The 25,320-nt window shown below is 69.5% G+C and carries 25 protein-coding genes; 10 read left to right on the plus strand and 15 right to left on the minus strand.

The annotated features are described in order from the left end of the window. Positions 1-59: 59 nt before the first annotated feature. Both DAERI_RS12115 and DAERI_RS12120 read right to left on the minus strand, forming a co-directional pair. Positions 60-482, minus strand: a complete 423-nt coding sequence (locus DAERI_RS12115; RefSeq protein ID WP_103129683.1) for an HU family DNA-binding protein — start codon at positions 480-482, stop codon at positions 60-62. Between the two features lie 344 nt (positions 483-826). Next, entirely contained in the window at positions 827-1,276 is a 450-nt protein-coding gene (locus tag DAERI_RS12120; protein ID WP_103129684.1) for an ester cyclase, read from the minus strand. 56 nt (positions 1,277-1,332) lie between these two features. Between DAERI_RS12120 and DAERI_RS12125 the strand changes: the two genes are divergently transcribed. Beyond that, positions 1,333-2,010: a TetR/AcrR family transcriptional regulator gene (locus DAERI_RS12125; RefSeq protein WP_103129685.1), complete on the plus strand. Its 678-nt coding sequence runs from the start codon at positions 1,333-1,335 to the stop codon at positions 2,008-2,010. Between the two features lie 369 nt (positions 2,011-2,379). After that, positions 2,380-3,015 carry a DsbA family protein gene (locus DAERI_RS12130; RefSeq protein WP_103129686.1) on the plus strand — a complete coding sequence of 212 codons (636 nt, stop codon included), beginning with the start codon at positions 2,380-2,382 and terminating at the stop codon, positions 3,013-3,015. 8 nt (positions 3,016-3,023) lie between these two features. On the opposite strand, the gene DAERI_RS12135 is transcribed toward DAERI_RS12130, so the two are convergent. Then, the gene (locus tag DAERI_RS12135; RefSeq protein WP_103129788.1) at positions 3,024-4,433 is read right to left on the minus strand and encodes a replication initiator protein A; all 1,410 of its coding nucleotides are present in this window, start codon (positions 4,431-4,433) and stop codon (positions 3,024-3,026) included. A 742-nt stretch (positions 4,434-5,175) separates the two neighbouring features. On the opposite strand from DAERI_RS12135, the gene DAERI_RS12140 reads away from it, so the two are divergent. Together DAERI_RS12140 and DAERI_RS12145 are read left to right on the plus strand one after the other, a co-directional pair. Then, positions 5,176-5,952 carry a ParA family protein gene (locus tag DAERI_RS12140; RefSeq protein WP_103129687.1) on the plus strand — a complete coding sequence of 259 codons (777 nt, stop codon included), beginning with the start codon at positions 5,176-5,178 and terminating at the stop codon, positions 5,950-5,952. Continuing rightward, positions 5,949-6,824, plus strand: a complete 876-nt coding sequence (locus DAERI_RS12145) for a ParB/RepB/Spo0J family partition protein (RefSeq protein ID WP_103129688.1) — start codon at positions 5,949-5,951, stop codon at positions 6,822-6,824. The genes DAERI_RS12140 and DAERI_RS12145 overlap by 4 nt, the downstream gene beginning before the upstream one ends. Before the next feature lie 2 nt (positions 6,825-6,826). On the opposite strand, the gene DAERI_RS12150 is transcribed toward DAERI_RS12145, so the two are convergent. Genes DAERI_RS12150 through DAERI_RS12170 form a run of 5 tightly spaced genes read right to left on the minus strand, consistent with a single transcriptional unit; the run spans position 6,827 to position 11,797 of the window. Further along, a complete protein-coding gene (locus DAERI_RS12150) occupies positions 6,827-7,459 on the minus strand; it encodes an MBL fold metallo-hydrolase (protein ID WP_235610359.1) in 633 nt (210 codons plus the stop codon). Between the two features lie 44 nt (positions 7,460-7,503). Beyond that, positions 7,504-8,211: an HAD family hydrolase gene (locus DAERI_RS12155; protein ID WP_103129690.1), complete on the minus strand. Its 708-nt coding sequence runs from the start codon at positions 8,209-8,211 to the stop codon at positions 7,504-7,506. Positions 8,212-8,262: 51 nt separating this feature from the next. Then, positions 8,263-8,979: an ABC transporter ATP-binding protein gene (locus DAERI_RS12160; RefSeq protein ID WP_103129691.1), complete on the minus strand. Its 717-nt coding sequence runs from the start codon at positions 8,977-8,979 to the stop codon at positions 8,263-8,265. Next, a complete protein-coding gene (locus DAERI_RS12165; RefSeq protein WP_103129692.1) occupies positions 8,976-10,751 on the minus strand; it encodes a branched-chain amino acid ABC transporter ATP-binding protein/permease in 1,776 nt (591 codons plus the stop codon). The genes DAERI_RS12160 and DAERI_RS12165 overlap by 4 nt, the downstream gene beginning before the upstream one ends. Beyond that, positions 10,748-11,797: a branched-chain amino acid ABC transporter permease gene (locus DAERI_RS12170; RefSeq protein ID WP_103129693.1), complete on the minus strand. Its 1,050-nt coding sequence runs from the start codon at positions 11,795-11,797 to the stop codon at positions 10,748-10,750. Before DAERI_RS12170 ends, DAERI_RS12165 begins: the two co-directional genes overlap by 4 nt. Before the next feature lie 213 nt (positions 11,798-12,010). On the opposite strand from DAERI_RS12170, the gene DAERI_RS12175 reads away from it, so the two are divergent. The 5 genes from DAERI_RS12175 (at position 12,011) to DAERI_RS12195 (ending at position 18,133) form a co-directional block, all read left to right on the plus strand. Then, positions 12,011-12,925, plus strand: a complete 915-nt coding sequence (locus DAERI_RS12175) for an SPFH domain-containing protein (protein ID WP_103129694.1) — start codon at positions 12,011-12,013, stop codon at positions 12,923-12,925. 41 nt (positions 12,926-12,966) lie between these two features. After that, positions 12,967-13,164, plus strand: a complete 198-nt coding sequence (locus DAERI_RS12180) for a type II toxin-antitoxin system antitoxin (protein WP_103129695.1) — start codon at positions 12,967-12,969, stop codon at positions 13,162-13,164. Positions 13,165-13,409: 245 nt separating this feature from the next. Then, positions 13,410-14,933, plus strand: coding sequence for a DEAD/DEAH box helicase (locus DAERI_RS12185; RefSeq protein ID WP_235610360.1), 1,524 nt, complete (start codon positions 13,410-13,412; stop codon positions 14,931-14,933). A gap of 342 nt (positions 14,934-15,275) precedes the next feature. Beyond that, positions 15,276-17,312: an HD domain-containing phosphohydrolase gene (locus DAERI_RS12190; RefSeq protein WP_165794190.1), complete on the plus strand. Its 2,037-nt coding sequence runs from the start codon at positions 15,276-15,278 to the stop codon at positions 17,310-17,312. After that, a complete protein-coding gene (locus DAERI_RS12195; RefSeq protein WP_133162027.1) occupies positions 17,309-18,133 on the plus strand; it encodes an alpha/beta fold hydrolase in 825 nt (274 codons plus the stop codon). Before DAERI_RS12190 ends, DAERI_RS12195 begins: the two co-directional genes overlap by 4 nt. Before the next feature lie 304 nt (positions 18,134-18,437). Here DAERI_RS12195 and hpaI read toward each other — a convergent pair whose 3' ends face one another. From hpaI to DAERI_RS12230, 7 genes are all read right to left on the minus strand, one after another. Beyond that, a complete protein-coding gene (hpaI, locus tag DAERI_RS12200; RefSeq protein ID WP_103129699.1) occupies positions 18,438-19,199 on the minus strand; it encodes a 4-hydroxy-2-oxoheptanedioate aldolase in 762 nt (253 codons plus the stop codon). Continuing rightward, positions 19,192-20,034 carry a 2-oxo-hept-4-ene-1,7-dioate hydratase gene (gene hpaH / locus DAERI_RS12205; RefSeq protein WP_103129700.1) on the minus strand — a complete coding sequence of 281 codons (843 nt, stop codon included), beginning with the start codon at positions 20,032-20,034 and terminating at the stop codon, positions 19,192-19,194. Before hpaH ends, hpaI begins: the two co-directional genes overlap by 8 nt. Further along, positions 20,031-21,134, minus strand: coding sequence for a sulfite oxidase (locus DAERI_RS12210; RefSeq protein ID WP_103129701.1), 1,104 nt, complete (start codon positions 21,132-21,134; stop codon positions 20,031-20,033). The genes hpaH and DAERI_RS12210 overlap by 4 nt, the downstream gene beginning before the upstream one ends. A 63-nt stretch (positions 21,135-21,197) precedes the next feature. Next, positions 21,198-22,172, minus strand: coding sequence for a 3,4-dihydroxyphenylacetate 2,3-dioxygenase (hpaD, locus tag DAERI_RS12215; RefSeq protein ID WP_103129702.1), 975 nt, complete (start codon positions 22,170-22,172; stop codon positions 21,198-21,200). Further along, positions 22,165-23,658, minus strand: a complete 1,494-nt coding sequence (hpaB, locus tag DAERI_RS12220; protein ID WP_103129703.1) for a 4-hydroxyphenylacetate 3-monooxygenase, oxygenase component — start codon at positions 23,656-23,658, stop codon at positions 22,165-22,167. The genes hpaD and hpaB overlap by 8 nt, the downstream gene beginning before the upstream one ends. 13 nt (positions 23,659-23,671) lie before the next feature. Next, the gene (locus DAERI_RS12225) at positions 23,672-24,049 is read right to left on the minus strand and encodes a VOC family protein (protein WP_103129704.1); all 378 of its coding nucleotides are present in this window, start codon (positions 24,047-24,049) and stop codon (positions 23,672-23,674) included. 1 nt (position 24,050) lies between these two features. Then, entirely contained in the window at positions 24,051-24,866 is an 816-nt protein-coding gene (locus tag DAERI_RS12230; protein WP_103129705.1) for an NAD-dependent epimerase/dehydratase family protein, read from the minus strand. An 86-nt stretch (positions 24,867-24,952) separates the two neighbouring features. On the opposite strand from DAERI_RS12230, the gene DAERI_RS12235 reads away from it, so the two are divergent. Then, a complete protein-coding gene (locus tag DAERI_RS12235; RefSeq protein ID WP_268806487.1) occupies positions 24,953-25,291 on the plus strand; it encodes an endonuclease domain-containing protein in 339 nt (112 codons plus the stop codon). Positions 25,292-25,320: the final 29 nt, after the last annotated feature.

The raw sequence follows: 25,320 nt of genomic DNA on the forward strand, positions 1-25,320 counted from the left end.
AACTCGCGGCCAAGAAAAAGGCACCCCGGGTGGGGTGCGCGGGTCTGCTCGGTGCGGGCTTACTCGGCGGCGGCCGTGTCCTCGGTGATGCCCAGGGAGGACTTGAGGGTGCTGGCCACCTTGAAGGCGACCTTCTTGCCCGCCGGAATCTGGATGCGCTCGCTGGTGCCGGGGCGCACGCCGGTGCGGGCAGCCGTGTTCTTCACGCTGAGGGTCCCCAGGCCGGGCAGGCCCACGCTCTGGCCGCTCCTGATCGCGTCCACCACGACGCCCAGCATGGCGCTGACGGCCTCCTCGCTCTGCTTCTTGGTCAGGCCGGTCTTGTCCGCGACCCGCTCCACGAGCTGGGTCTTGGCGACCTTGCCGCTGCCCTCATTGCCGGAAGCGCGGCTGGTCTTGGCCTCCTCCTGGGCGGGGGCGGCCTTGGCGGAGGACTTCTTGGCGGGCGCCTTCGTTGATTTCTTCGTCATGGTGAGCAGCATGACATACGTTCACCCGCTCGTGAAGGGGGGCGAGGGCCAACGGACCCCCACCAGCACGCACTCTGGGCAACGACTGTTGACTTTTTCCGCTCCAGAACGTGATTTGCTCAAACGTTCATCAAGTTACTTTACCTACGGAGAGCGTGCCTGAGCGGGCCGAACAGGTCCTCGGGGAGCAGGCCCCAGCCCCACACCCGGGCGTTGAGGGAGATCAGCTTCCCCGACAAGAGGGGAACTGCCGCAGGCCAAAGGCACTACTCCTGACCTGGGCGAGACCGCCAGCCCATGAGAGGGGGCGGCGAGCCACTGGATTCGGCAGCGCGGGTGATGGTGCTGGGGCGGGATCAGGAGTTCACCGGCGGCGCCGCCGATTCGGGGGCGGTCAATTGCCGCATCAGGCTGGCCGTGTCCATGAGGTGCCACAGGTCGGTGTTCTTGCCGTCCTGCCAGCGCAGGAAGTGCATGTGGCGCATTTTGATCCTCCTGCCGGTGGGCGGCAGGTTCCGGAAAGGTCCAATGTCATACACGCCGAGGTGGGTGCCGGTCATGGTGGAGTGGAAGGCGACGATGTCGCCCTCTGCAAGCACGTGATGCACCTCGAAATGCAGGTCGGGAAAGGCCCGGCGCATCATGGGGACGACTTCCTTGAGGTGGCTCAGCATGTCGGTGCCGGGAGCCTCCTGATGGTCGACCCCCCGCGCGGGCATCACCTCGTCGAAGACGGAGACGTCACCCTGGTTAAAGGCGCGTTCAAGGGTCTGCAACGCCAGCTTCCGGTTAAGCTCTGCCGACATACCTTCCCTCCATTCGATGTAGTGAAACTACATCCAACACTGTTATACTCTTGTGCATGAGCAGCGTCAAGGCCGAACCCCAGCTCACCCACCGCCAGCGCCAGGCACTCGCCACCCAGGGGCTCATCGTCGATGCGGCCCGCGCCCTGTTTCTGCAACGTGGTTATGCGGCCACCACCATCGACGACATCGCGCGTGGGGCCGGAGTGGCGGTCAGCACGGTCTACAGCGTCTTCGGAAACAAGCGGGGCATCTTCCGCGCCATCCGGGAAGCGTGGCACCAGACCTCACGGCAACGCGACCTGACGCAGGAAGCGCTGATGCAGGAGGAGCCCGCGCGGCGCCTGGAACTCATGGCCCACCTCACCCGGCGGCAGTGGGAAACGGGGGCCGAGATGGTGCAGATCTACCAGAGCGCTGCCAAAAGCGACCCCGAGGCAAACGCCGAACTGCAACGGGCCCTCGCGGGACGCCGTTCGGGCCAGCGGCACTTCATCGAGAAAAGTGCCCACATGCTTCGCCCGGGGCTGGGCGTGGAGCGCGCCTCGGCGGTATTGCAGGCCCTGACGCTCTTCGAGGTGTACCGGGAACTCGTCGGTGAGGCGGGCTGGACCCCTGACGAGTACGAGGTCTGGCTGGCACGTACCCTCCAGCAGCAACTGCTTCCCCAGCCCTCTGACGCAGCCGCCGCACGCCCAGGTCGGGGGCGAACTCGGACTCCGCCCTCTCGTTGATGCCCGCATGGCAAAGATCGGCGGGGGTCCCGGCGGGCAGCACCGGGGTTTGCTCGTCACGTGACGAGCAGGCGGAGATCCCTGGCAGGGTTCCCCCGAGGTCGCTCTCCGTAAGGAGCCTCCCAGAACGTTACGGTGAGGTGAATAGGGACGGGGGCGGCGTGAGCGCCCTCGCCACCCGGAGGGCTCTACGAAGCACCCCTCACAGCAGGAGTAAGACAGGGATGCCCTTAACACCAAGGGAGAACTTTCACAAGTAGGCTTCGTCCTACCTGGACTCACAAGATCAACCCTACACTGCTCCCCGCACTAGCTCTGCCGCCAGTGCAGACGCCTGGAAAGACGCTGCGAGCGTGTTAGCGTCCGGGGATGGCGGCTTCGCGGACCACGTCTACCGACCTTTATTTCGATTTTCTGTGCCCTTTCGCGTGGCGCGGGGTGGAACTCGCCCACGTGCTGCGGCGGGAGCAGGGGCTTTCCTTCCACCTGCGGCACTTCTCGCTCGTGCAGGGCAACCACCCCACGAACCCGGATCGCCGGGCCCCGACGCGGTGGTCGCATGAGCAGGGGGCCGGGGAGGGCAGCCCGTCCCAGCAGGCCAGCCTGCGCGCCTTCCTCGCCGCTCAGGCGGCGGCGCGCCAGGGGGAGGAGACCGCCTGGGCCTTCACACCGGTCCTCCTGCGGGCGAGACACGAGCGCGGGGGGGAACTGGACGGGGAGACTATTCGCGCTTCGGGTGGGGAGGCCGGGCTGGACCTGACCCGCTTCGAGGCGGACCTCGCCGACGACGCGGCGCTGAGGACGGCCCTCGCCGACGACCTGCGTGAGGCGGCGGCCCTGAAGGTGTTCGGCACCCCCACCTTCGTGTTGCCGCATGGCCGCGCGGCCTACCTGCGCTTCTCGCGGCTGATCCGGGAGGGCGCCGAGGCCCAGGCCCTCTGGGGGGTGTACGGCGAGGTGCTGCACTCAGGGGCGGGCATCGAGACGATCAAGCGGCCCCGCTGAGCCGTCCCTCACTTCGCGGCGGGGACCAGGCTCAGGCGGGCGCGCAGGTCGCGGATCATCGCGGTCCTCTGCCCGCTCGTCACGGCGCGCAGCACCCAGGCCTTCACGTCGAGGGGGTCTTCCAGGCCCTCGTCCAGGGCCAGCCTCAGGGTGTCGAGTTCCGGCAGCTTCAGGTCGTTGCGCAGCAGGAACGTCAGCGTCCGCATGACCTCCTCAACCTGGGCCTCCCGGGAGAGGGCACGCAGGGCGAGGTCCGCGTCCGGTTCCTCTTCCTCCTGTAAGGGCCGAGAAGGGGCTTCCAAATCGTCAGACGGGCTCTCTCCCCTCCCCCTGCCTCGCCGGGCCTTCTTGGCCCCTTCTGGGGCCGTTACGGCCTCTTCGGGAGTCTGATACTTGTCGGGATTTTTGAGCAGATCCACGAAAAAGGCGGGGCGACTGCGGGGCCGGTAGCCCCCGGTCACGATGGTCTGGTAGCGAATCAGGGTGTCCTCCACGTTCGCCTCGCCGTGTTCGCGCACGAGTTGCAGGGCGCGGGTGTGGGTGATCCCGATGTCGGCGAGGCTCTGCACGAGCAGCGGGTCGGGCGGGATGAACGCCTCCCCGAAGGTGTAGTGCAGCATTTTTTTCTTGCCCCGGCCCAGGTACTCGACGCTCTTCAGGAATCCCTTCTCCAGCAGCTCCTCGTGGGCGGCGTCCAGGGTGCGCTGCGCCATGCTGGGCCGGTCCGTCACGATCTTGCAGGCCTCGGCCCACTCCATCAGGCCCACCTGGTACGACATCGCCACCTGCTCGGGGTTCTCGGGGTCGCGGCGCTGCGAGTCGAGCAGGCGGTACAGGGCGCGGGTGGGCGGCCGCTTGAGGGTCTGCATGAAGCTCAGGTCGAGCGGCTTGATGTACCCCGACCGAACACTGCGGGCGATCTCCTGCGGCAGGGTGATTTTCAGGATGCTGGTGGCGTCGAGCCGCTCGGCCTCGCCCGACGAGAACTCCAGGCGGTCGATGTAGCGGAAGTTCACGTTCGTCCAGCGTTTGCGCGGGTGATCCCGCCAGCCCTCGGCGATGAAGTAGTTCGTGGTGAGCAGCCGCTTGAGGCTCTCGTCGAGCGCGGCGTAGTAGCGCCCGCTGGTGTCCAGCCCCGCCATCTGGAGAAGCTGGTAGGGCGTGCAGGTCACGCTGCCGTCGGCGGGTGCCCCCTGGTCGATGTACAGGTTCACGAGCGCGGCGCTGATGTCGGTGTCGATGCCGTGCGGGACGCCGTACTCGGGCATGGCCTGGCAGGTCACCTTGTAGCGCCGGTCCCCATCCTCCAGTTCCACGCTCCAGTCGCGGTAGTCCGGGGGGATCCGCTCCTGAACGCTGATGAGGCTCAACCGGGCGATGTTGAGCTCGTCGAAGCGTTTGATTCCTTTTTCGGACACGATCACCCCTTGTTTGTTGTTTTTTAGATCTTTTTATCTTTTAAAAGAATATATGTTGTCAACAACAAGCGCCGGGGCGCCGCGCGTGCTGGACGATGTTTTACCCCCCAAACGGCGCAAGTTGTCCGATAGTTTGGCGCAAGTTGTCCGATAGTTTCGGGGGTCAAACGGCGCAAGTTGTCCGATGCCTCCCCCCCGAACGGCGCAAGTTGTCCGATACTTCCGGCGCAAGTCGTCCGATAGGTAGAGTTTGAAAACGGCGCAAGTTGTCCGATACCTCTCCCCCCAAACGGCGCAAGTTGTCCGATAGTTTCCAGCAAAACGGCGCAAGTTGTCCGATACCTCCTTGTTGCGGAAAAAGAGGACGAAAAAGTGCGTGTGAGACGGCACCACCAAAAAAACGGCGCAAGTTGTCCGATACCCCCTCCCCCGAAAACGGCGCAAGTTGTCCGATACCCCTTTTTGCTGTCTCCAGCAGAAACTTTAGCGCTGCTTCTGTGAATAACCCGCATAATCATTGCTGCTTCTGGTCCTCTCGCGAGCGGGGAGGGCTGGAAGTAGTGTTGCCCCCTCCATCTCCCCAGCCTTGACGCTTCCGCCCACCGCTTGAGTCCTGGTTTGGCAGCGGCGGCTCGGCCCGTCTGTTCAAAATGGCGCAAGTTGTCCGACACCGCACACTCCTGCTTCCCCCTGCTCGTCACGTGACGAGCAAAGGGAGCCTCTTGCATGTAGGCTGGGAGAAATGCGGACGCTGACGTTCTTCAATCACGCGGGAGGGGTCATGAAGTCCAGCCTGACCCGCGACGTGGGCCACACGTTCTCGCAGGCCGGACTGCGCGTGCTGCTCGTGGACCTCGACCCGCAGGCCAACCTGACCGATTGGCTGGGAGTGTCGGGCGTCACGCGTGAGCAGACGGTGTACGACACGGCGACGCGCGGCGAGCCTCTCCCCTCCCCCACCCCGGCGCACGGCCTGGACCTGATCCCGAGCGACGTGTCCCTGGCCCTGGCGGAGGGGCAGATGATGGGCGTGGTCGGCGCGCACCTGCACCTGCGGCAGGCGCTGCAACTCGTGACGAGCCAGTACGACGTGGTGTTGATCGACAGCCCGCCCAGCCTGGGGCAACTCTCGATCCTGGGGGCGCTGGCGGCGGACCATCTGGTGGTCCCCGTCCCCACCCGGCAGAAGGGGATGAATGCGCTGGCAGGCCTCTCGGAGGCGATGGCGACCTACCGCAAGCTGCGGCCCGACCTGACGGTGGCGCTGTATGTGCCCACCCTGTACGACGCGCGGCGCTCGCACGACCGCGAGGCGCTGGCCGCTCTTCAGGGAATGCTGCGGCCCCTTTCCAGCCCGATTCCCGATCGGGGGGCGGTGTGGAACGACAGCGCGAGCGCCGGTCAACCCGTGGGCGTGTACGCGCCGGGCTCCCCGGTGCATCAGGACGTGCTGCGGGTGGCGGCGGAGATCGCGCGGGCGGCGCACCTGAACGTGCAGATTCCCGGGGTGAAGGCATGAGCCGCAAGGCGCGCCCCGCCATCGGTGCCCGGCTCACCGGGCTGGTCGAGGGTGTGGAGGCGCTCGGCCAGCCTGCCGCGACCACCCTGCCCGTGGCGGACCTCCAGCCGGGGGCCTTTCAGCCGCGCGTCCACTTCTCCCCCGAGGGGCTGGAGGAACTGGCCCGCAGCGTGCGCGAGCAGGGCATCCTCCAGCCTCTCCTGGTGCGGCCACTGGGGAACGGTCGGTACGAGATCGTGGCGGGGGAACGGCGCTGGCGGGCCGCGCGGATTGCCGGGCTGACCGAGGTGCCCGTGCTGCTGCGCGACCTCACCGACGCGCAGGCGCAGCTTGCCGCCGCCGTGGAGAACCTGCAACGCGAGGACCTGAACGTGCTGGAGGAGGTGCGCGCCCGCCTTCAGGTTGCGGCCTCGACCCTGGGCGTCCCCGCGAGTGAGGCCGTCGCGCGGCTCTTCGCCCTCGACCGCAGGCCCGAGGAGGACCCCGAGGCCGTCGCCCGGCTCGACGCCATGTTCAGCGCCCTGGGGCGGGAAACCTGGCGCAGCTTCGTGAAGAACCGCGCCGCCGTCCTTAACCTCCCTGGGGACGTGCAGGAGGCCGTGCGCGAGGGGCTGGACTACCGCAAGGCACTCGTGGTCGGGCGGGTGACGGACCCGGAGCGGCGGGCCGAGCTGCTGCGGGCGGCGAGTGAGGGTGCAACGGTCCAGGCGCTGCGCGAACAGGTCTCCCCTCCCCCACAGGACGCCGACCCCGTACAACTGGTCGCGCGCCGCCTCGTCGACCGCCGGACGCTGGCCAGGCTCGACGCCGCCCGTCGCCGCAAGGTCGAAAAGCTCCTCCAGCAGATCAGCGAGCTTCTGGACTCGGCCTGAACCTATCTGCTCGTCACGTGACGAGCAACCTGCTCATGGCGCCCCGCCCGTCGCCTGACCTGCCCGGGAGTGACCGGACTTCCGTGGCCGGGCAGGATGACGGTCAGGTCCAGTCGCCCAATCAGGCGCAGGGTGTCCACCGCCACCCCGTGGTCCTCGTTGTAGGCAGCCCGGGGAAGGTGCGCTCCGTGTCGCCCACCGATCGCGGCGTCCCCGGCGAGCAGCACGCCGTCCCGCAGCAGGCCGATCTGCCCGGAGGTGTGGCCGGGGAGGTGAATAACCTCCCAGCCCATGAGCTGCTCGCCGGGGTGGGCGGACTGGAGGGCGGAGGCGGGAGCCTTGGGGTGCAGCCGCGAAAGGAAACCACCCAGGTCCGGGCGACCCGCCGGGTAGGACAGGCGGTGTTCCTCCCCGGTCAGCAGACCATGCTCGTCCGGGTGGGCCAGGACAGGAATGCCGAGGCGCGCGGCGAGGAACGCCCCGCCCGTGTGGTCGACGTGGTGATGGGTGAGCAGCAGCGCGTCGGGCCGAAAGGCCCGCAACAGACGGGCAAAGCGGGGCGCGTGGGGGAGGGCTCCGGCGTCCACGACGAGCCGCCCTTCCGTCGTTTCGAGCAGGTAGACGTTCGCGTACAACCTGGAAACCCCGACATTGACCCTGCTCCCGGGAGGGGCCGGGCTCACTCGTCCTCGTCGATGGAGGATTCGAGGCGGGCCAGGGCGGCGCCGACGACCGGGCCTTCCCCCGGAGTCACTGCGTAGTCGCACAGGGCGAGGAAGGCGGCGTCCGAGGCCCAGGCGCTCACGCCCAGGGTCAGGTCCGCGTCCTCAAGCTGAGACAGGACGTAGTTCACGGCGCTCTCGGGGTTCACCTCGCGGGGGAGCAGGGTGAGGGTTCCCCCCTCCCCGATCAGGCGCAGCTCTCCCCGGAAAGGCCCCTCGTCCAGCCAGGTGCGCCACTCGCGCTCGGCGGCGCTCAAGGCATGTTCCACGCCGTGGGGATGGCGCACGGTCACCATCAGCGGGAGGCCCTGGCGCTCGTGCAGTTCGGCCTCGGTGCCCAGTTGTCCCAGCCAGCCGATATGCTGAGCAGCCTGGAAGGCGAGCCGCAACGCCCCCTCACGCTCGCGCAGCGTCTCCAGGGTCAGGCGGCGCCAGGCGGGGTCCTCCTCGCCGTCGGGGGTCAGGACGACGGCGCCGTGCCGCAGCACCTGCCAGGAGGTGAAGGCCGCCGGAATGTCGAGCACTCCCTCCTCGTCCAGGGCGGTCACGGGGATGAGTTCGGCACCGGACAGCAGGGCCGCGAGGGCAGCCTGGGCGGGCCGCACCTCCTCCGACGGGTCGTTCGGGACCAGCACGCCCGCCGGGTTCACGAAGGCAACGATCATGCCCGCACTCTAGAGCGCGGGCACGGCGGGAAAAGGGTGGGGGAGACGGCGCTATCCCCCCAGGTAGCTCGCCCCCAGTTCGGGGTTCCGGGCGAGTTCGGCGGCGGGGCCGTGCAGCCGCACCTGGCCGGTCTCCAGCACGTACGCCTCGTCGCTGATGGCGAGGCTGGCCCGGGCGTTCTGCTCGACGAGGAGCACCGTGACGCCCTCGGCCCGCAGGCCCCGCACGATGCCCAGGATGTCGCGCACGATGAGGGGGGCCAGCCCCAGCGAGGGCTCGTCGAGCAGGAGCAGCCTGGGCTTACCCATCAGCGCCCGGCCGATGGCGAGCATCTGCTGCTCCCCGCCGGATAAGGTGCCCGCGAGCTGGCGGCGGCGCTCGGCCAGGCGGGGAAAGCGGGTGTAGACCTCCTCCAGCTCCCGGCGCCAGTTCTCCCGGCGGCGGCTGTACGCCCCGAGCTGGAGGTTGTCCGCCACCGTCATGGAGGCAAAGAGGTCCCGGCGCTCGGGCACCAGGCTGATTCCGCGCGCCACCCGGCCCTCCAGCGGCACCCCGCGCAGGGACTCGCCCCCGTAGGTGATCTCCCCGCTGGACGGCAGCACGCCCATGATGGAATTCATCAGCGTGGTCTTGCCCGCCCCGTTCGCGCCGATCACGCTGACGATGTGCCCGGCGGGCACCCGGACGCTCACGCCCGACAGGGCCTCCACCCGCCCGTACCGGGTGTGCAGGTCGCGCACGTCGAGCAGGAGGGGGGAGGCCGTCACGCGACCTCTCCCGGCACGTCCACACCCAGGTACGCCTCACGCACGGCGGGGTTGCGGCGAATCTCGGCGGGCGTTCCCTCTGCCAACTTCTCGCCGTAGTTCATGACGACGAGGCGGTCCACCAGGTTCATCACGAGGTCCATGTCGTGCTCCACGAGCAGGATGGTCACGCCCTCGTCGCGCAGGCGGCGCAGCAGGGCCACGAGTTCCATCTTCTCGCCGTAGCGCAGCCCGGCGGCGGGCTCGTCGAGGAGCAGCAGGGTGGGGTCGGCGACGAGGGCGCGGGCGACCTCCAGGATGCGCTGCTGCCCCAGGGCGAGGTTCCCGGCGAGGGCAAACGCCTGATCTTCCAGCCCGACCCGGCGCAGTTGGCGCAAGGCCTCGTGTTGCAGGGCCGCCTCCTCCGCCCGCTCCAGGTGCAGCAGGCTGGCGATCAGCCCGGCGCGGCCCCGGGCGTACCCGCCCATCATGGTGTTGGCGAGCAGGGTGAGGTCCGGCAGCAGGTGGACATGCTGGAAGGTTCGGGCCACGCCCAGGCGGTGAATCTGCCCCGCGTTCAGGCGGGTGATGTCCCGCCCCGCGAAGACGACGCGCCCGCTCGTGGCCGGGTTCACCCCCGTGACGAGGTTGAAGACCGTGCTCTTCCCCGCCCCGTTTGGCCCGATCAACCCCAGGATTTCCCCGGCGCGCAGCTCGAAGGACACGTCGTTGACCGCGCGCAGGCCCCCGAACTGCTTGACGGCGTGCTCGACCTTCAGAAGAGGCGTTCCCGGCGCCGGTCGGCTCCTCTCCGGCAGCCGCGCCCGTTCGGGCAGCAGGCGCGCGCCCTCCTGCGGCAGCACCCGCTCGGCGAGCGGCCACAGGCCCCGCCGCGCGAATTGCAGGGTCAGGATGACGAGGACGCCGAAGACGATGACCTCGAAGTTGCCCTGCGCGCCGATCAGGACGGGCAGCAGGTCGCGCAGCCACTCGCGCAGCAGGGTGATCAGCCCGGCGCCCAGCACGCCGCCCCACACGTGCCCCGAGCCGCCGACCACCGCCATGAAGAGGTACTCGATGCCCGCCTGCAAGCTGAAGGGCGTGGGGTTCACGAAGCGCTGGCTGTGGGCGTACAGCCACCCGGCCAGCGAGGCCATCAGCGCGGCGAGGACGAAGACCTCCACCCGCAGGCGGAAGGTATTCACGCCAAACGCCTCGGCGACGAGGGGGCCGCCGCGCAGGGCCCGCATCGCCCGCCCCACCCGGCTGGAGAGCAGGAACTGGGCGCCGATGGCGGTCAGGCCAAGGCAGACCAGCGCGAGGTACGCGAAGGTCCGCGGTGAGGTGAGGGTCAGGCCGAAGACGCTGATCGGCGGGATGTTCGTCAGGCCAGTAAAGCCCCCCAGCGCCGGGGTATTGCCGAACACGTAGTACAGGCTCATGCCCCAGGCGATGGTCGCCAGCGGCAGGTAGTGGCCCTGCATCCGCAGCGTCATCAGGCCCAGCAGCCAGGCGATCAGGGCCGTGACGCCGAAACCCGCGAGGAGGCCAAGCCAGGGGTTCCAGCCCGCCCCGGTGGTGAGGACCGCCGTGGTGTACGCCCCCAGCCCCATAAAGGCCGCCTGCCCGAAGGAGGTGAGCCCGACGATACCCGTCAGCAGCACCAACCCGGTGACCACGATGGCGAAGATCAGGATGTTCACGAGCAGCGTGACCTGAAAGAGCGGCAGCACGAGGGGCAAGGCGAGCGCGACCAGCCCGGCGAGGAGGGCGAGCAGGAAACGCAGCCTCATTCCTCGTCCTCGGGGATATGGCGGGTGGTCAGCGAGCGCCACAGCAGCACGGGCAGGATCAGGGTAAAGACGATCACTTCCTTCCAGGCCGAGAGGCTGAAGGAGGCGAAACTCTCGATCAGGCCGACGAGCACCGCCCCCGCCGCCGCGAGGGGATAGCTCACCAGCCCGCCGATAATGGCCCCGATAAAGCCCTTGAGGCCGATCAGGAAGCCCGAGTCGTAGGTCATGGCGACGCTGGGGCCGATCAGCATGCCACCGAGTGCGCCGATCAGGGCGGCCAGCGTGAAGGTCAGTCGGCCCGCCGACGCGGGGCTGATCCCGACGAGCCGGGCGCCCAGACGGTTGACGGCGGTGGCGCGCAGGGCCTTGCCCGCCATCGTCCGCTCGAAGAAGAGGTACAGCCCCAGCATCAGCAGCGCCGAAACCAGGATCACCAGCAGGCTCTGCCACGTCAGCGTCACCTGCCCCAGGGTGACGTTCCCCGCCGCGAAGGGCGGCGTGCGCGCCCCCTCCGGCCCGAAGAACACCAGCGCGAGCCCGGTCAGGGCGAGGTGCAGGGCGACGGAGGCGATCAGCAGGACGAGGACCGTGGCGTTCTGGAGGGGCTGGTACACCGTGCGGTAGACGAGCGGCCCCAGCGGCGCGACCAGGGCGAGCGTGAGCAGCACCTGACTCCAGAGTGGCAACTTGAGGGGCGCGGCCCAGGATGTGAGCGCCCAGAGGACGGCGCCGATCACCGCCGCCCCCAGGAGGGTGAACAGTCCCCTGCCTGCCTGCCCACGCCTCGCCTGACTGAACGCCTCCATCACGGCGACCACGCCCAGCAGCACGAGCAGCAGGGACAGCGTGCCCGGCACCCGCCCCAGTTGCAGCGAGGCGAGCGTCAGGGTGCCGAAGACGACGAACTCGCCCATCGGAATGAAGATCACCCGGGTGACGGCGAAGACGAGGACCAGGGCCAGGGCCAGCAGCGCGTAGACCGCGCCGTTCGTCAGGCCGTCCGCCGCGAGAATCGGAAAGATGGTGGGGTCGAAAATCTGCATGGGGGCTCCAGCGGCTCGGGGAAGGGCAGGGGCGGGAGGTGGGCCGCACCACCCCGCGCCCCGATACGGATTGTGTTTGCCGCACCATACGTGCTTTTCGGGAGGGAGACAACCGCCAGACTGGGGTGCCAGGCTTCTCACAACGCGGTGACCAAACCATCCATCTCTTCCCGAGACAGAGTCAAAGTGATATCATCCTGATAGGAGGTTGGTATGAACGAACTGGAGAAGGCGCCCCTCACCGTTGGCCCGCAAGGTGGCGTCTCGCCCGCCACCGGGGTGGCGAGTGTCGAGCGCCGCGCCTTCGGGCTGCCCGGCGTGCCCGCCGTGCTGCTGTGGCTGGTGCTGGCGGTCGCCGCGCTCGGGCTGCTCGTCGCCGGGCAGGTCGTCTGGGGCATTCTGGCGGGCATCCTGGCCCTGTTCGCGCTGGGCGGCTTTTTCATCGTGCAGCCCAACCAGGCCAAGGTGCTGACCCTCTTCGGGCGGTACGTGGGCACCGAGCGGCGCAACGGCTTTTACTGGACCAACCCCTTCACGGTGCGGCGCAACGTGTCCCTGCGAATCCGCAACTTCAACTCCGAGCGGCTGAAGGTGAACGACCAGATGGGCAACCCCATCGAGATCGCCGCCGTGATCGTGTGGCGCGTGGTGGACACCGCCCGCGCCGTCTTCGACGTGGAGGACTACGAGGAGTTCGTCGAGATTCAGTCCGAGACGGCCCTGCGCCACCTCGCCGCCCAGTATCCCTACGACGAGTACGAGGGGCGCGGCTTCTCGCTGCGGGGCAACCCCGACGAGGTCGCCGAGGCGCTGGGCCGCGAACTCGCCACCCGGCTGCGGCACGCGGGGGTGGAGGTGCTCGAAGCCCGGCTCTCGCACCTGGCCTACTCGCCCGAGATCGCCGGGGCGATGCTCCAGCGCCAGCAGGCGAGCGCGATCATCGCCGCCCGCCAGCAGATCGTGCAGGGCGCGGTCGGCATGGTCGAGATGGCGCTGCGCGAGCTGTCCGAGCAGGGCATCGTGCAGCTCGACGAGGAGCGCAAGGCGCAGATGGTGAGCAACCTCCTCGTCGTGCTGACGAGCGAGCGCGGCACCCAGCCCGTGGTGAATGCCGGGAGCCTGTATTGAGCGCAGGCCCGTGGGCGGGCGACCGGAAGGCGAGGTGAGGCGTGGCCCGCAAGAACTACCCGCTCCGCATCAGCCCCGAGCTGTACGCCGCGCTCGAACGCTGGGCTGCCGACGACCTGCGGAGCGTCAACGCCCAGATCGAGTACCTCCTGACCCAGAGCGTGCGTCAGGCCGGGCGGTGGAAGGGGAAGGCCGAGCCTGAGCCGGACCCTTCCCCAACCCCCAAAGAACCCTCCTGACTTCCCACCCCCGGCCCCCACAGTCGGGGGCGCAGTTTTGCGGCATACTGTGTTCGTTTGTCTGTGAAGTCGAACCTCCGGCAGAACAGACCTCCCCAGCAGGCAGACGACCCAGCAGCGCGGAGAGCCAGGCGAGACCCGCCTGAGGCGTTCCTTTCCTTCCCCAGCGCCCTCTCCAGCGCTGCGCCTCCACCGGGAGTGGCCCCTCAGCCCTCCCGCGGTGTGTTCTGCCGACAGGACCTGCCATGACTCCCACCCGAACCAAAGACCAACCTGAACGCACTTCGGCTCAGGCCACCGACAACGCCGCGCGTCCCCGCCGTCCCCGGGAGGGCCAGGACCAGGCCCGTTCCGGGCAGCCTGCTCCCGTCTCTTCCCCGGCCACCGACTGGCAGAGGTTCCTCGGGAACCGCACCCCCACCCCGGTGCAGGCCGGAGCCATCCCCGCCCTCCTCGCCGGGCGCGACGTGATCACGACCGCCCGCACGGGCAGCGGCAAGACGCTCGCCTTCCTGATTCCCGCCGCCGCGCGCGGCATCGGCATGAGTACGCCGCGCGGCATGCGGCCCGAGGTGCTGGTCGTCACGCCGACCCGCGAGCTGGCCGTGCAGATCCGCGACGTGGCCCGCGAACTCGGGATGCCCGCCGGGCGCATCACGGGCGGCATCACGCCGAACCAGACGCGCAGTGAGGCGAGCGGCAAGGGCGTGATCGCCGGAACCCCGGGGCGGCTCAAGGACCTGATCACGCGGGGCGAACTCTCTCTCGCCGGGCTGCGCTACGTCGTGCTGGACGAGGCCGACGAGCTGCTGAGCCTGGGCTTTCTCAAGGACGTGGGCGACATCCTGCGGGCAGCCCAGTCCGCCGCCGGGCGGAATCTCCAGATCGCCATGGCCTCCGCCACCTTCCCCGCCGCCATCCGCGAGGTGGCCGAGCGCTTCATGCACGCCCCCGAGCGCATCGACATCGCGCCGGAACGCTCCGCCGAGGCGGCGCAGAGTGACGACATCCTGGGCGGGGCGACGGGTGCCACCCACCTCCTCGTCCACACCACCCGCGAGGCGGTGCTGGAGGTGGCCGCCGAACACGCGCGTGAGGCCCTGCGCGCCCCGGGCGGCTGCGTGGTGATCTTCTGCCGCACCAAGGCCCTCGTCAAACGCCGCGCCGAGCGGCTGGCCGTCCTGCTCCCCGGCGAGGAGGTCAGCGCCCTCCAGGGCAACATGGACCAGAAGAAGCGCGAGCGGACCATGGACCTGTTGCGGGAGGGCCAGTCGCGCGTCCTCGTGGCGACGGACATCGCCGGGCGCGGCATCGATCTGCCGGAGGTGCGGCTCGTCATCCACATGGACGTGGCCTCCACCGCCGAGGACCACGTCCACCGCTCCGGGCGCACCGCCCGCGCGGGTCGCCCCGGCGTGAACCTCGTCCTCCTGATTCCCGAGCAGCGCGAGCTGTGGCGCAACGTGCGCCGCGGCCTGCCCGCCGCCGTGCAGCCGCCCCTCACCCGCGAGGAGGGCCAGATCGACAAGGCCATCCAGGAGAAGCAGGGCCAGGGCCGGGGGGGTGGAGGTGGGCGCCCGGGGAACCCCGGCTCACCCCAGCCCGGGCCGGGACGCCCCCCACGCGACACGGGGACAGCCAGTCATAGTCGCGCCCAGCAGGGCCAGAAACGAGCCGCCAAACCGCATCCCCACAACGCCCAGGGGCTCGACACGGGCACGGGAGCAGGCCGGGTTGGGCCGCAAAAGGCGCGGGGCCGCAGGCGCTGAGTGACCAGGCCGGGGGGGGAGAGTCGGAAGCGGCTTTCCCCCCCGGCCTTTGCTCGTCACGTGACGAGCAGGGGGCGCCATCGCCCCTCATCGCCCCTCGCCCCCGGATTTGCTCCCGGCGGGGCGACGCACCGGGAGGAGTTCGGCCCGCGTGGCTGTCACCGCGGGGGCACAGGGTCAGACTCTTGTTATTCATCTCCTCTTAATCTGTCCGGGCGGAGGAGAATTCGAATGCTGGACCCATTTGTGCCTGAAAGCAACAGTTATTTCACAGCGATGGTTGGTGGCCCCTTTTCGGCCACTGGACGCCGCGTCGCCGGCGGGTTGGGCTGAGGGGTGCCCGTGACGACAGACATACCCGGCCAGACCCACCCCGAGACATTGATCCTCGCCCAGCAGATCGTGACGCGGACGCTGGTGGCGACCCGGGCGTCGCAGGAGGTCATCGACCTGATCCTCCAGCAGGTCGCCCGGACCCTGGGCGCCCACTCTTCGAGTGTCAGCGTCCTTGACCCGGCCGCGAACACCCTCTGTCCGGCGGGGGCCAGCGGGTACACGCCGGAGGCGCTCGAACGCTGGCAGGCCCTGCCGGTGACCCCCGGCACCCCGGTCACGGACGCCGTCCTCACCCGCCAGCCCGTGTTCCTGAGCGGGGCCGAGTGGGACGAGCAGTATCCACATCTGGCGGCAGTCCGGCTGCCGGTCATGCGGGCCGTCGCCGCCCTCCCGCTGATCTCCGGCGGTTCCGTCCTGGGTGCGGTCACCCTCAGTTGGGATGGGGAGCGCGCCCTGTCCGGGGTCGAGTGGGCCTTTCTGGAGGGCGTCGCCAGCCAGTGCGCGCAGACCCTCGACCGCATCCGGCTCCACGGCGAGCGCCAGAGCCGCGCGGCGCGCGACCGCAAGCTCCTGGAGTACAGCAGTGACATCCTGATCGTTCTTGACCGGGACGCGGCGGTCACCTCTCTCAGTTCCAGCGTGGGCCTCACCCTCGGGTACACGGAGGCCGACCTCCGGGAGACGCGGCTGCGCGACGTTCTGCACCCGGAGGACCTCCCGGAGCTTCGGGCACAGTTCGCCCGGGCCATCGCGGCGCCGAATCAGCCCCTGCGCTCGACCCTCCGCGTGCGGCATCAGCAGGGCGGGTGGGTGTGGCTGGAGGTGGTCGGGCGCAATCTCCTCGCGGACCCGGCCGTCCGGGGCTTTGTCTGCAACGCGCGCGACGTGACGCAGAACATGCGGGCCATGCAGGCCCTGCGCGAGAGCGAGCGGGAGCAGCACGCGCACGCCCAGCGCTACCAGCGCCTGCTGGACCTCATGACGGCCCTGCACTCGGAGGAGAACCCCGGCGAGCTGATCCGCGCCGCGCTCGACCACGGCCTCGCGGTCACGGAATACGACCAGGCGTACTACTACGACGTGGAGGACGGCGCCGTCTCGCTCCGCTTCGCGCGGGGTGAGGGCGCGGCGGAGGCGCTCGCGCTGCTCCCGCCCTTTCGCCACCTGCGCGATCTGGGCAAGGCGGGCGCCGCCGTTTTGCGCCACGACCTGTTCTTCGCGGAGGTGGGGGTGCCCGTCATGACCCCGCCCGAGCCGCTTCCGCGCCGGGCGTGGCGATCGTTTTGCGCCATCCCCGTCGTCATTGCCGGTGAACTCCGGGGGGTGTTCGTGTTCGTCAGCTCGGGTGAGGCCCTGGCCGAGGTGAATACGAGGCGCCTGATGCGGCGGCTGGCCGACCAGGTGAACGTGCTGCTGGAGCGGAGCTGGCACGTCCAGCGGCTGGACGCCTCGCGCGAGGAGACGCTCAGGGCCGTCGGCCTGGCGCTGGAATACCGCGATCACGAGACGAAGGGCCACACCGACCGCGTCGTGGAGCTGACGGAGCGGCTGGCCCGGGCGCTGGGCTGCGAGGAGCGCGACCGCGACGCCCTGCGCTGGGGCGCGTACCTGCACGACGCCGGAAAGGTGGCGACGCCCGACGCGATCCTGCTCAAGGCCGGGAGGCTGGACCCGGACGAGTGGGAGGTCATGAAGCGCCACGCCCAGGTCGGGTACGAGATGTTGCGCCAGATTCCCTCGCTCCCCCCCGAGACGCTCGCCGTGGTCCTGCACCACCACGAGCGCTGGAATGGCAGCGGCTACCCCCACGGCCTGAGCGGGACCGACATCCCCCTCCCGGCACGGATCTTCGCCGTCGTGGACGTGTACGACGCGCTGACGAGCGAGCGGCCCTACAAGCAGGCCTGGACGCACGAGGAGGCCGCCGCCCAGCTGGAGCGGGAGGCCGGAGTGCTCCTCGACCCGTCCATCGTCCGGGTCTTTCTGAGGGTCGTGAACGGCCCGCGCCGTGACGGGCCGTGGCCCGCCGAGGTCACCGCATGACCCATCTCCCCACCGCCTCCCTCGCCTCCCGCTCGAACGCCCGCGTTTTCGGGACCGGGCCGCGGACCCTGCTGCTCGCGCACGGCTTTTGCTCCAACAAGCAGGTCTACGCGCGGCAGGTCACGCATTTCTCGCGCTCGCACCGCACCGTCACCTACGATCTCGCCGGCTTTGGGGACGCCGACCCTGACCTGTGGGACCCCCGGCGCTACGCGACGCTGGAGGGGTACGCCCACGACATCGTGGGGCTCATTGACGAACTCGACCTGCGCCGGGTCACGTTTGTCGGCGGGTCTCTCAGCGCCATGACTGGCCTCATGGCCTCGCTCGCCCGGCCCGAGCGGTTTGACGCCCTAGTCTTTGTGGGTGGGTCGCCGCGGTACCTGAACGCCCGGCACTACCGGGGCGGGTTCGAGCGGGAGGCCGTCGAGCGCTTCTACGCCCTGCTGGATAGCAACGAGGGATGGACGGACGCGGTGACGGGCCTGCTGCTGAACGGGCCGCTGCCCCTGGCCCTGCTCGACATCGCCCAGGCCGTGCGCGGCGTGCGCCCCGAGGTGGCCCGCACCGTGGCCCGCGCGGTCTTCGGCTCGGATTACCGTCATCTCCTCGAACGCGCCCTGCATCCGGTGTTGATCGTGCAGACGGCCTCGGATGCCGCCGTGCCCGAGGCCGTGGGAAAATACATGGCGGCCCTCCTGCCCGACGCGGAGCTGACCGTGTTGCCGGGCGTCGGCCACCTGCCCATGCGGACCCAGCCCGAGCTGTTCAACCGGGCCGTCGAGGACTTCTTGCGGCACAGGGGAGGCTGGCCGGGGTAATCCCTCCCGGCGGGTTTTGCGCCCCGTGGGCGTGGATCAGGTGTGGGGACCGGTGCCCCTCCCCGCACAGGGGCGGGTCCGCGGTGCGGAAATTGCGATGCGGATGGCGGCCACTCCGCCGTCCTCCGGGCGAGCGCCGAGGGCCGGGTCCTGTCTGGAATCCTCACGAGGTCCTGCTCCGGTCAGGGGCCACCGCTTTCGCCGAACGGTTCAAGCGGAACTCGTGTGGAAGGGCGTGGAACCGGGTCCAGAAGCCTTCAGGTCCACGCGCCTCCCTTTGCTCGTCATGTGACGAGCAAACCGCCTAGCTCCTGAACCTCGCCGCCAGCTCGCCCGTCATGCGGGCCAGCAGCAGCACGTCCACGCCCACCGCGACGAAGGTGTAGCCCCACTCCAGGTAGGTCCGGGCCACCGCCTCGTCGGTCGCCAGGATGCCCGCCGCCCTGCCCGCCGCGCGAACCCGCGCCGCCGCGTCCCGGATGGCCGATTGCACGTCCGGGTGCCCCGGGTTCCCCAGATGCCCCATGCTCGCGGCGAGGTCGGCGGGGCCGACGAACACGCCGTCCACCCCGTCTGTCCGCGCGATGTCGTCCAATGCTTTCAGGGCCGTGGCGGTTTCTACCTGAAGCAGCAGGCACACCCCGTCATTCGCGTGGCGCAGATAGTCCGCGTCCCGCGAGAAGTTGCTTGCCCGCACGAGGGCGCTCGCCACGCCGCGAATGCCCTGCGGCGGGTAGCGGGTGGCCGCGACCATCTCCCGTGCCTGCTCCGCCGACTCGACCATCGGGATGAGCAGGTTCCTGGCCCCGATGTCGAGGAGTTGCTTGATCAGCACGGGGTCGCCCACGGGCGGGCGGACGACGGGGGCGGATGGATAGGGCGCGACCGCCTGAAGCTGCCTCAGGACGCTGGGCACGTCGTTGGGGGCGTGTTCGCCGTCGATCACCAGCCAGTCGAACCCCGCCCCGGCGCAGACCTCGGCGCTGTAGGCGTCGGCCAGGGCCAGCCAGAAGCCGAAGAGGCGGTCGCCGCGGGTCAGGGCCGTTTTGAAGGGGTTCTCAGCCACGGCGCGATTCTCCCGCGAAGCGGCACGAGAAGGTGCCCAGCGGCCCGTAGTCGAAGGTGAACACGTCCCCGGAGGCGATGTCCACCGGGCGGGTGAAGGACCCGGCCAGCACGACCTCGCCCGCCCGCAGGCCCTCGCCATGGGGGGCGAGGCGGTTGGCGAGCCAGGCGATGCCGGTCGCCGGGTGGCCCAGCACGCCCGCCGCCACGCCGGTTTCCTCGATCACGCCGTTGCGGATGCAGAGGGCGGCGGCCCAGCGCAGGTCGAGGTCGTCCGGGCGAACCGCCCGCCCCCCCAGAATCACCCCCGCATTGGCCGCATTGTCGCTGATGGTGTCCGTCACCCGGCGGGGCTTGCCGGTCGCCGCGCTCACCCGCTGAATCCGCGCGTCGATGATCTCGGCGGCGGGCGTGACGTACTCGGTGGCGCGCAGCACGTCGAAGAGGGTCACGCCGGGCCCGCGCAGGTCCGCCCTGAGCAGGAAGGCGAGTTCCACCTCCACCTTCGGCGCCACGAAGCGCGACAGGGGAATGTCCCCGCCCGGCTCGAAGAACATGTCGTCCAGCAGCGCCCCGTAGTCCGGCTCGTCGATCCGCGAGGCCACCTGCATCGCGCGGGAGGTGAGGCCGATCTTGTGCCCCAGAATCCGGCGCCCGCCCGCCAGTTTGCGCGCCACCCAGGCTCTCTGGACCGCGTAGGCGTCCGGGATCGTCATCCCCGGGAACCGCTCGGAGAAGGGGGCGAGTTGAACGCCGCTCGCCTCGGCCCCGTCCAGCTCGGCGGCCAGGTCGGGAAGCTCGGTGTCCGGAAGGATGCGCTCGGTACTCTCGGTCATGGGGAACTTTCTCGCACGTCCACCTCGATGGGCAGGGGGTGGGTGATCATGTAGCTGCCGCGCGCCGGGTCGTGGCAGGTCGGCTGAGTCCGGCCGCGGGTATCCGTCGCGCGGGCGAGGAGCGTGCGGGAGCCGGGTCCCTCCGGCGTCTGCCACCGGAAACGCCAGCGTCGCCAGACGTGAGGCATGGGCGGATCGAGGAACTCGGCGTCTGCCCAGGTGCAGCCACCGTCCACGCTGACCTCGACCCGCGCCACATCGGCCTCACCGGACCAGGCCGCGCCCGTGACCTCGTATGTCACTCCACAGGGCACCACCTCGCGCGGGGCGGGGCGGGCGATGGCGGCCTTGAGTTGCAAGGGTCCGATGGGCCGGAGCTGGGGCGGCAGGCCGTCTTTCTCCTCCCAGTAGGCGTAGTCCACCGTCTGGAAGTACCCCAGAAACGGCCCGGGGACGACCCTCACTGCCGTGAGCCACTTGACCGACGCCATGCCGTACCACCCCGGCACGACCGCGCGCACCGGGAACCCGTGATCGGGCGTCAGCGCCTCGCCGTTCATCTCGTGGGCGAGCAGCACGTCGTCCAGGGCCTTGGCGAGCGGCACGGAACGCGCGTAGCTGATCTCGCCGGGTGACGGCACCGGCTCGGTCATGACCCCGCGGTCGGCCCCCTCCAGCACGACCTCCCACGCGGCCACCACCTCGGGCAGCCCGGCGCGTTCGAGGACCGCCGAGAGCGGCACGCCGGTCCAGCGGGCGGTGCCCACCGCGCCCAGCTCCCAGGGCACCCCGCGAGGTCGGGGGGACAGGAAGGTGCGCCCGTTGCCCGCGCATTCCATCGTCGCCGTGACCGTGCGGCTGGGCAGGGACCGCAGCTCCTCCAGCCCCAGCCGCAGGGGATGCAGGACGGCCCCGCCCACCGTCAGGCTCCAGCCCCCGGCGGTCAGGGCCGGGGTGGGAAAGTGGTTGCGGACGTAGAAGCATTCGGTCGGCGTGACCCGGGAGTTCAGGTCACGAAAGGGGAATTCCAGGTTGGGCAGGAGCGAGTCGCGGGGGATCAGGCCGGGCGCGGGAGCTGGGTCCCCGGGGGCTGGGGTCATGAGGCCTCCCCGCCGAGCGGAAGGGGCGAAAAGCGCGCGGTTCTCCGCCCCCGCGTCTTCACCTCAAATAACATGCGCCGGAATCCCCTTCAGCTCCCCCTCGACCGGCTCGACCCAGCCGCCCCCGAAGGCTTCCACCAGCGAACCCTCCTCGAACCAACTGCGCGGCGTCCGGGCGCCCCACAGGGTCTGGCGCCGGGGGTCGTCCCTCATCCAGCGGATGGGCTGGAAGTCGGGGTCCACCGTGAGGTAGTCGCTGGTGTACAGCTCGATGCGGTGGCCGTCCGGGTCGCGCACGTACAGGAAAAAGGCGTTGGAGATGCCGTGCCGCCCCGGCCCCCGCTCAATCCGCTCGGGCTGCCGCGCCCCCGCCAGGATGTCGCAGGCCCGGATGATACTCATGGCGTCGGGCATCCAGTAGGCCCAGTGGTGCAGCCGCGGCCCGGCCCCGTTCGTCATGGCGAGGTCGTGGACACCGCCCCGGCGCTGCATCCACGCGGCCCAGACCCGCGCGTTCTCGTCCTCGGTGTACTCCGAGAGGCGGAAGCCCAGCCGCTCGCCGTACCAGGTCATCATGCCTTCCACGTCGGGCGTCAGCACGTTCACGTGGTCCACCCGTTGCAACCCCGGCCCCCGGTGCAGATGGTAGTCCTGCAATAACCAGCGGTGGGTGCGGCTCTCGCGGAAAAAGGCGACGGGCACGCCGAAGGGGTCCTGCATCCGCAGCATCCGGGGCCGGTCGAGGTCTTCCTCCCAGCGGTAGGGGAGACCCTCACGCTCGGCGAGGGCGACCAGGGCGTCGAGGTCCGCGTCCCCCCGCACCCGGTAGGCGAGGTGGCGCACCCCCGCCTGCGGGGCCTGCTCCAGCTTGAGCGTCCACTCGCGGTCCTCCACCCCGCGCAGGTAGAGGGCGTTCCCCTCCTCGTGCAGGACATTCAGGCCGAGGAGTCCCACGTAAAAGTCGCGCGAGGCTTCCAGGTCGGTGACGGTGAAGACCGAGTGCGCGATGCGGATCACGTCGGGCCGGGGCTCAGTCATCGGCGGCCACCCCCTCCGGCTTCTCGGCCCGCTTCAGGAACGCGCTGATCCGCTCCAGATACGGCCCCTTGTTGTAGACCTCGTACAGCGCCGAGTGCATCCGCACCGGGTCGCCGAAGAAGAACTTCTCGTAGAGGCTCTGGCGCCCGCCGAAACTGCTCATCGACATGTCCCAGGCGAGACGGAAGAGCTTCAGGCGCTCCTCGGCGCTGGCGTTCCCAGCCTGGAGGTACTTGCTGATCTGCGGCCCCAGCGGCCCCTCGCGGTCGGCCTTGCCCGGCATCATGATGATGCCCGAGGCGCCCAGGAGTTGCAGCAGTTCGGGGAGCCGGGCGTACTCGGCGGGATAGTAGTTGCGCGCGGCGTCCAGCGGTCCCCGCGCCGGGGTCATCACGCCGTACTCGTTCACGGTCGCCCCCTCGCGTGCGGCCACCTCCAGCGCCCGCATGATCTCCAGCATGATGATGATCTCGGCGACCTTGCTCTGCACGTGCTGGAACCCCCCGCTCCCGATGGCGTTCACGATGCTCTGCGCGGTGCCCAGGAAGGCCTCCGTCTTGGCGATCTTGAGGTTCACGACCTGATAGGCCATGTGCAGCACGGCGTCCGTCGCGGCATACGCCTTGTTCGCCAGCTCCACGTCGTACAGCAGGAACACGCGCTCCCAGGGCACGAGCACGTCGTCGAAGATCACGAAGGCGTCCTGCTCGTCGAAGCGGCTGCCCAGGGGATGGTCCTCCGGGTCGCGGCCCACGTCGAAGGGCTCGCGGCACTGGAAGCTCAGGCCGGGCGTGTTCGTGGGCACGGCGAAGCCCATCGCGTAGCGGCTCTTGTCGGCGTTCTCCTTGAGGACGGTGGAGGGGAAGATCAGAATCTCGTCCGCGATGGGCAGCGTCGCCATCATCCGGGCGCCGCGCACGATGATGCCCTCCTCCCGCTCCTCCACCACGCCAAGGGCAATGTAGGGATCGGGCAGCTCGGAGGCCATCTTCGCCCGGTTGACCTGCGGGTTGGTCAGCGCGTGCGTCAGGCAGAGGTCGTGGTCGCGCACGAACTCGGAGTAGCGGCGCATGTTGGCGGCAAAGTCGCGCCTCGGGTCACCCGGTCGGCTCGCCTCGCAGCGGTTGAAGTAGTTGGCGCCCGCCCCCGCCGCCATCACATTGGCGTTCATGTAGTCGGGCGCGCGGCCCAGGAAGCCCAGCGAGTAGTCGGCCCGGATGCGGTGCGCCTCGCCGATGCGGGCCAGGTCCTCCCTCGTGCGCGGCACGAGCAGGCTCATGGGATACCGCTGGCCGTTCTCCTCGAAGGTGAGCTTGTCGCGCAGGTCGGGCCGGTTCTGGAGGTCGTACAGCCCCGCGAGCGAGTGCGCCATGTTGCGCGTCGCGGGATGCGTGGTGGGGTCCTCCACGCGCGCCCCGTCAATGTAGAGGGTGGGCGGGTTCTTCCGCAGGCGGTTGAGGAACTGCTGTCCGGTGATGGCTGCCATAGGGGGTGCCTCCTTAAACCTGCTCGGCGGTGTGGTACCTGAAGACCTTGAGGACGTAGCCATCGGGGTCGGCCACGAGGAAGCCGTAGGGACCGGTGGCGTGGCGGTAGTGCTCGCGCATGTCGCGCCGGATGGGGCCGAGTTCGGAAAGCCGGGCGAACAGGGCGTCCACCTCGCCGAACGACTCCAGTTCGAGCCCCAGGTACGTCAGGGCGCTCACGTCCGGGGGAGAGGTCGTGTGGTCGAAGATCAGGCGCGTTCCGCTCCCGAAGGTGGCGAAGAGCCGCTTACCACCGGCGTGTCGAGAGGTCTCCGCGCCCAGCGTCTTGTAAAACGCCTGCGTGCGGTCAAGGTCGAGCGCCTTGAAGGCGACGTGTTCGAGGAGGGCCACCTCACGCCTCCTTTCCCGCCAGGCCCGTATAGCCCGAATCCACAAAAATGCCGCCCTGCCGCTGCTCGGTGATGTCCGAGGGGTCGCCGTGGATGTGCTCGACCTCGGCGGCGTAGGCTTCCGCGTCGTCCTGCGGCGCGTAGCCCAACACGTCCCAGCCCTCCTCCGTCATCCAGCGCCGGGTGTTGCCGCTGATGCCCGCGACGATCAGAAAGCCCACGTCGGGCGCAGTCACGGCCCGCTCGAACAGTTGTGCGGCGTCCCGGGGGCTGAGCCAGGTGCTGAGGTGGCGGGCGTCCTTCGGCCTGGGCTGAAAAGAGCAGATGCGGACGGCGACGAACTCGATCCCGTACCGCTCCCAGTACATGCGGCCCAGCGCCTCGCCGAAGACCTTGCTCACGCCGTAGTACGTGTCCGGGCGCACGGGCATGTCCGGCCCGACCTTCTCCGAGCGGGGGTAGAAGCCGACCGCGTGGATGGAGGAGGCGAAGGCGACCCGGCGCACGCCTGCCTCCCGCGCGGCCTCCAACACGTGATACGTGCCGTCCATGTTCACGTCGCGGATACGCTCGTAGGTGTGTTCGTCCGGGATGCCGCCCAGGTGGATGACCGCGTCCACGCCCTCCATCGCGGCGCGGACCTCGTCGAACTTGGTCAGGTCGGCGGAGACGATTTCCTCGCCTTCCCTGGCCTCTCCCAGGTCGCGGTTGTCGGTCAGGCGCAGGATAGGGAAGTGGCCGCGCAGGCCCTCGCGGAGGGCGGAGCCGACTTGCCCGGCGGCCCCGGTGAGGAGGACGGTGTGGGGGGAGAGGGTCATGGGCGTCTCCCTTTGGAGGGCAAGCTGCGCTTGCCACCCCCCTCCCAACCCTCCCCCGCAAGGGGGGAGGGCTTTAGGCTGCTTGTATAGAACGGTTTTCTCGAACGGAGCAGAATCGGCGGGCGCGGGAGTTGCGGCGCGGCATGACGTCCGAAGAGCAGTTGTTGTGGAGTCGCTTGCGGGCTGGTCAGTTGGGTGTGGCGTTTCGCAAGCAGCAACCGTTGGGCTTTTACCTTGCCGACTTTGTGTGCTTCGAGAAGAAGCTGGTGATTGAACTGGACGGTGGCCACCACGCCGGAAGTGAGTACGACATTGTGCGAGACGCTGAACTCACCGCCCGGAGCTTTCGTGTCCTCCGCTTCTGGAACAACGAGGTCCGCGACAACCTGGACGGGGTGCTGGCGCGTATAGCTGAGGCGTTGTAACTCCTCCCCCCCTGCGGGGGAGGCTGGGA

This window comes from Deinococcus aerius, assembly GCF_002897375.1.
Taxonomy (GTDB): Bacteria; Deinococcota; Deinococci; order Deinococcales; family Deinococcaceae; genus Deinococcus; species Deinococcus aerius.